The 4883-nt window shown below is 76.1% G+C and carries 4 protein-coding genes; 2 read left to right on the top strand and 2 right to left on the bottom strand.

Features of this window, described 5'->3' with window-relative positions; translation table 11 throughout:
- The first annotated feature begins 230 nt into the window (after positions 1 to 230).
- Positions 231 to 896, top strand: a complete 666-nt coding sequence (locus tag PYV61_RS20960) for a DUF4397 domain-containing protein (RefSeq protein WP_275835296.1) — start codon at positions 231 to 233, stop codon at positions 894 to 896.
- 80 nt (positions 897 to 976) lie between these two features.
- Here the strand turns inward: PYV61_RS20960 and PYV61_RS20955 are convergent, their stop codons facing one another.
- Positions 977 to 2344, bottom strand: coding sequence for a serine hydrolase domain-containing protein (locus tag PYV61_RS20955; protein ID WP_275835295.1), 1368 nt, complete (start codon positions 2342 to 2344; stop codon positions 977 to 979).
- Between the two features lie 101 nt (positions 2345 to 2445).
- Between PYV61_RS20955 and PYV61_RS20950 the strand changes: the two genes are divergently transcribed.
- Positions 2446 to 3567 (top strand): serine hydrolase, encoded by a 1122-nt coding sequence (locus PYV61_RS20950; protein WP_275835293.1) that lies wholly within the window; start codon positions 2446 to 2448, stop codon positions 3565 to 3567.
- A gap of 89 nt (positions 3568 to 3656) precedes the next feature.
- Here the strand turns inward: PYV61_RS20950 and PYV61_RS20945 are convergent.
- Positions 3657 to 4883: ABC transporter permease (locus tag PYV61_RS20945; RefSeq protein WP_275835291.1), on the bottom strand; the 1227-nt coding region annotated here is incomplete at its 5' end.

The following is a 4883-nucleotide window of genomic DNA, read 5'->3' as shown; positions in this document are numbered from 1 at the left end:
ACGCCGAGGCGGCGTCGCGGCGCGCGGCGGCCGGCGCCTCGGCGCTGGGTCAGCCGCGCGCGCAGCCGCCGCAGCACCTCGGCGCCCAGGCGCAGCTGGCGGAGGAGGAAGTCCTCGTGGTCGGTCCGGCGGATGCTCACCCCGGAATCGTAGTGACCGAAACGCCCCGGGGCGGGGTACGACCGGTGTTCGCCCGCAGGGCTCCCCTCCCGCCGTCCAGTCGCCGTCCGATGCCGCACCGCCGTCTCGCGCTCGTCCCCGCCGCCCTCGCGCTCGCCGCCTGCGGGCAGAACACCGCCGAGCCGTTCGAGCTCGACGACTCGGCCGTGCGCGTGGTGAACGCGACGCAGGCGCCGCTCGACGTGCTGCTCGACGGCGAGGTCGCGCTGCGCGGGCTCCCCGCCTCGGCCGTGTCCAACCCGCTGCCGGTGACGTCGGGCGCGCGCCGGCTGCAGCTCCGCCCGACGGCGGGGGGCGCGGCCGCCGAGGTGGCGCTGCAGGTGCCCAGCGGGCAGGCGCTGACGACGGCCGCGGTGTCGGTGGGGGCGACGCTGACGGCGGCCGTGCTGGCAGACACGAACGCGGCGGTGCCCGCGGGGAAGACGAAGCTGCGCGTGTCGAACCTCGCCGCGAGCGCGACGACGGTCGAGCTGTTCCGCACGCAGCCGGACTTCGCGACGCCGGTGCGCATCTCGACGCCGTTCCCGTACAACACGACGTCGCCGTACCTGCAGAGCGACGCGGGGAGCTGGGAGGTGTTCGTGGCGCCGGCCGGAAGCGCCGGCACGCCGAAGGGGGCGACCACGGGGCCTATCGCGCTGGCCGCGGGGCAGCGGCGGACGGTCGTGCTGCTCGACAGCGCGGGGGTGCTGCGGTTCCGGGTGATCGCTGATTGAACCGCAGACACGGAGGACACGGAAACCGGGGGATGGACTAGAGCCTGTAGTCCATCCCCCGGTTTCCGTGTCCTCCGTGTCTATCTCACGCGAGCGAAGGCGTTGAGCCCGTCGTGCAGGTACGACGCGCGCGTCGCGGCGCCGGGGACGAGGAGCCAGCGCTGCACCGGCTCTCCCTTCGCGTCGAGCACGAGCAGCGCGCCCGACGGGTCGAGTCGCGCGGGCGACTCGTCGGCGCCGTAGCGGTAGGCGAGGCCGGATGCGCGCTGCAGGACGTGCACGGTGTCGCGCCCGTTCGCGTAGGTGCCGAGGTAGCGGCGCGGGTCGGCGGCGGGGCGCGCGGCCGAGTCGGGGGGCGCGCTGGCGTCGGCGCCGGCGGGGCCGATGAGCTGCGCCATCACGGCGGCGGCGGTGCCGGCGAGGATGCCGCCGTTGCGGTTGGCGAGGACGATCACCGCCGCCTGCGAGTCGGGGGCCATCGTGATCACCGAGCCGGAGCCGACGCGGAAGCCGTAGTGCGACAGGGTGCGCACGCCGCCGCGCACGCACGCCGAGAGGCCGTAGGCGTAGCGGCACCCCTCGGGGCCCGGCACCGGCGCGCGCGGCGCGACCAGCGTCGCCACCGCGGCGGCGGGGACGGCCTGCGCGCCGTCGAGCCGCCCGCCGTCCATGATCGCGACGGTGAGGCGCGCCAGCTCGGACGCGCTGGAGAAGAGCGACCCCGCCGCCCACGTGGTGACGTCGTCGGTGAAGGGGCGGATGACGGCGGCGACGGTGTCGCGCACGCGGTGGTCCTGCGCCATCGGCCACGTCATCGCCTCGAGCGGGCGGAACGTGGAGCGAGTCATGCCGAGCGGCGCGAGCACGCGCTGCCTCACGACGTCGGCGAACCACGCGCCCCCCGCCTGCTCGATCGCGTAGCCGGCCAGCCAGTAGCCGGGGCCCGAGTACGAGTACACGTCGTCGGGCGGGCCGAAGAGCTGCGCGCGCCCCCACCCGCGCACGCGCGCGGCCAGCGCCGCGTCGTCGTGCGGCCCGGCGGCCGACGCCTCGTTGACCATCCCCGCGCGGTGCGTGAGCAGCTGGTCGAGCGTCAGGCGCGCGAGCGCGGACGGGACGCCGCGCGCGTAGCCCGCGACCGGCGCGTCGAGCTTCACGCGCCCCTCGGCGGCCAGCACCGACGCGGCGAGGCCGGTGACCATCTTGGTGGTCGAGCCGATGCGGAAGAGCGTCTGCGCGGTGACCGGCTCCCCCGTCTCGACGCTCGCCACGCCGAAGCCGCGCTGCCACACCACGCGCCCGCGGCGCACGACGGCGATCGACACGCCCGGGGTGCGCGTGGCGCGCATCTCCTGCCGGAGCACGCGCTCGATGGCGACGGTGTCGAGGGCGCCGCCGCGCGCGGGGGGCTGCGCGAGGGCCAGCAGGGCCAGAGGGAGCAGGGGCATGGTCGGAGTCTGACGGGTCGCGCGGGCGGGCGCCGAAAGAAATCGGTCAATCCTGGCCCCCGCGGGCGTGGCGCGCCACGGGCCGGGCGCCAACTTGGCGCATGCGCCTCCTCCTGCTCCTCCTCCTGCTGGCCGCCGGGTCGCCGGCCCTCGCCCAGACGCCGCTCGCCGCCCTCGTCGAGCGGATCCGCGCCGGCACCCACGGCAACGTCGACCACCTGCTGGTGCTGCGCGGCGACTCGACGCTGGTCGACGAGCGGTTCGCGCGCGACTACGCCGCCATCAGCCGCGGCCACCGCACGCCGATCGGCTGCGGCAGCGACGCCTGCCCCGACTCGGCGGCCGTCCACCCCTACAACTACCTGCACCCGCGCTACCACCCGTGGTGGCAGGGCGGCGACCTGCACACGCTGCAGTCGGTGACCAAGTCGGTCGCGGCGACGCTGATCGGCGTGGCGCGCCAGCGCGGGCAGATCAAGGACGAGTCGGTGCCGCTGCTGTCGTTCTTCGAGGGCTACGACCTGCGCGCCGCCGACCCGCGCCTGCGCCGGGCGACGCTCGCCGACCTGCTGACGATGCGCAGCGGGATCGAGTGGCACGAGAGCGACCGCCCGCTCGACTCGACCAACACGACGCTGCAGCTGGAGCACAGCCGCGACTGGATCCGCTTCACCCTCGCGCAGCCGATGGACGCCGAGCCCGGGACGAAGTGGGTGTACAACAGCGGCGGCAGCGCGCTGATGGCGGAGGTCATCCGCAACGCGACGGGGGAGCACGCCGACCGCTACGCCGAGCAGCACCTGTTCGCGCCGCTCGGCATCCGGTCGTACCACTGGAAGAAGACGCCGACGGGGCATCCCGACACCGAGGGCGGGCTGTACCTCGCGCCGCGCGACCTGGCGAAGATCGGCCGCCTCTACCTCGACGACGGCGTGTGGCAGGGGAAGCGCATCCTGCCGGCCGGGTGGGCGCGCACCGCGACCGGCCGGATCGTCGAGCGCACCGCCGACGCGCCGACCGCGCCGGGCTACGGCTACCAGTGGTGGCGCTACGACCGCCGCGGGGTCGAGGTGTGGGCGGGGAACGGCTTCGGCGGGCAGTTCCTGCTCGTGGTGCCGCAGCACCGGCTGATCGCGGTGATCAACGCGTGGAACGTGTTCGGGCAGCGGGTGCCGGGGACGCTCGGGCCGCTGATCGACGCGCTGATCGAGACGGGGTCCTGAAAGAGCATTCGACAGGATTGACAGGAAACCGGGGGAGAGACTGTAGCCTGAAGTCTCTCCCCCGGTTTCCTGTCAATCCTGTCTGCCCTTCATTCCTCGCGCAGCGCCTCGATCGGATCGACGCGGGCAGCCCGGCGCGCGGGCGTCCAGCAGGCGATCGCGGCGACGCCGGTCATGACGGCGAGTGCGCCGGCGAGCGACAGTGGGTCCAGCGGCTCGACGCCGAACAGGAGCGACGACGCGGCGCGGGCGGCGAGGACGCTGCCGGCGATGCCGAGGGCGAGGCCGGCGAGGACGGGGCGCATCCCCTGGCGCACGAGCAGGCCCACGGCGCCGCGCGCGGTGGCGCCGAGGGCGAGTCGGATCCCCAGCTCGCGCGTGCGGCGGCCGACGGTGTAGGCGACCACGCCGTGCACGCCGAGCGCCGCCAGCGCGAGCCCCGCGGCGCCGAGCAGCGAGAGGAGGCGGAGCGAGAAGCGCTCGACCGCGACGGCGGCGCCGAGACGCGCGCCCGTCGTGCGCACGTCGTACAGCGGGACGCGCTGGTCCACCTCGGCGACGGCGCGGCGGAGCGCGGGGGCGAGCGCGGTCGGGTCCCCGGTCGTGCGCGCGACCAGCACCAGCTCGCGGCCGATCCAGTACTCGAACGGCTCCTCGGGCACCTGCGCCAGCGGCACGTACAGCTCGGGGTCGGGCTCGGCGCGCGGGCCGCCGTCGCGCACGTCGCCGACCACGCCGACGATCTCCAGCGGCAGCGGCGCGCCGGCCGAGTCGCGGAAGGCGCCGTTGTCGGTGACCAGGCGGCGCCCCACCACCGGCCCGCCGCCGCCGATGCGGCGCGCCAGCGTCCGGTTCACGACGACCACGCGCGGCGCGCGCGCGGCGTCGACTCCGAGCAGGTCGCGCCCGGCCAGCAGCGGGATGCCGATGCTGCGGAAGTAGCCGGGGCTCGCCACGCGCAGCGCGGTGCCGACCTTCGTCGCGGCCTCGAACGCGCCGCCGGCGGGCGCCACGTCCATCCCCGTCCGGCTGCCGCCGAGCGGCACGCGCGACGCCAGCGCCGCCGACCCGACGTTCGGCTGCCGCCGCGCCGCGTCGAGCACGCGCGCGTAGGCGCCGAGCGCCGCCGGCAACGTCGGGTAGTCGCGCCGCGGCAGGGCGAGGCGGGCGGTGAGCACGTGCGCCACGTCGATGCCCGGGCGCACGCGGCCGAGCGCCGCCGCGCTGCGCAGCAGCAGGCCGGCGCCGGTGAGCAGGACCAGCGCGAGCGCGACCTCCGCCGCCACGAGCGTGCGCCGCCACCGGTCGCCGCGGCG

The organism is Roseisolibacter sp. H3M3-2 (genome assembly GCF_029211165.1).
In the GTDB taxonomy this organism is placed as follows: Bacteria; Gemmatimonadota; Gemmatimonadetes; order Gemmatimonadales; family Gemmatimonadaceae; genus Roseisolibacter.
Note: the sequence above shows the minus strand (reverse complement) of the source record. Positions and strands in the feature narration are given on the sequence as shown.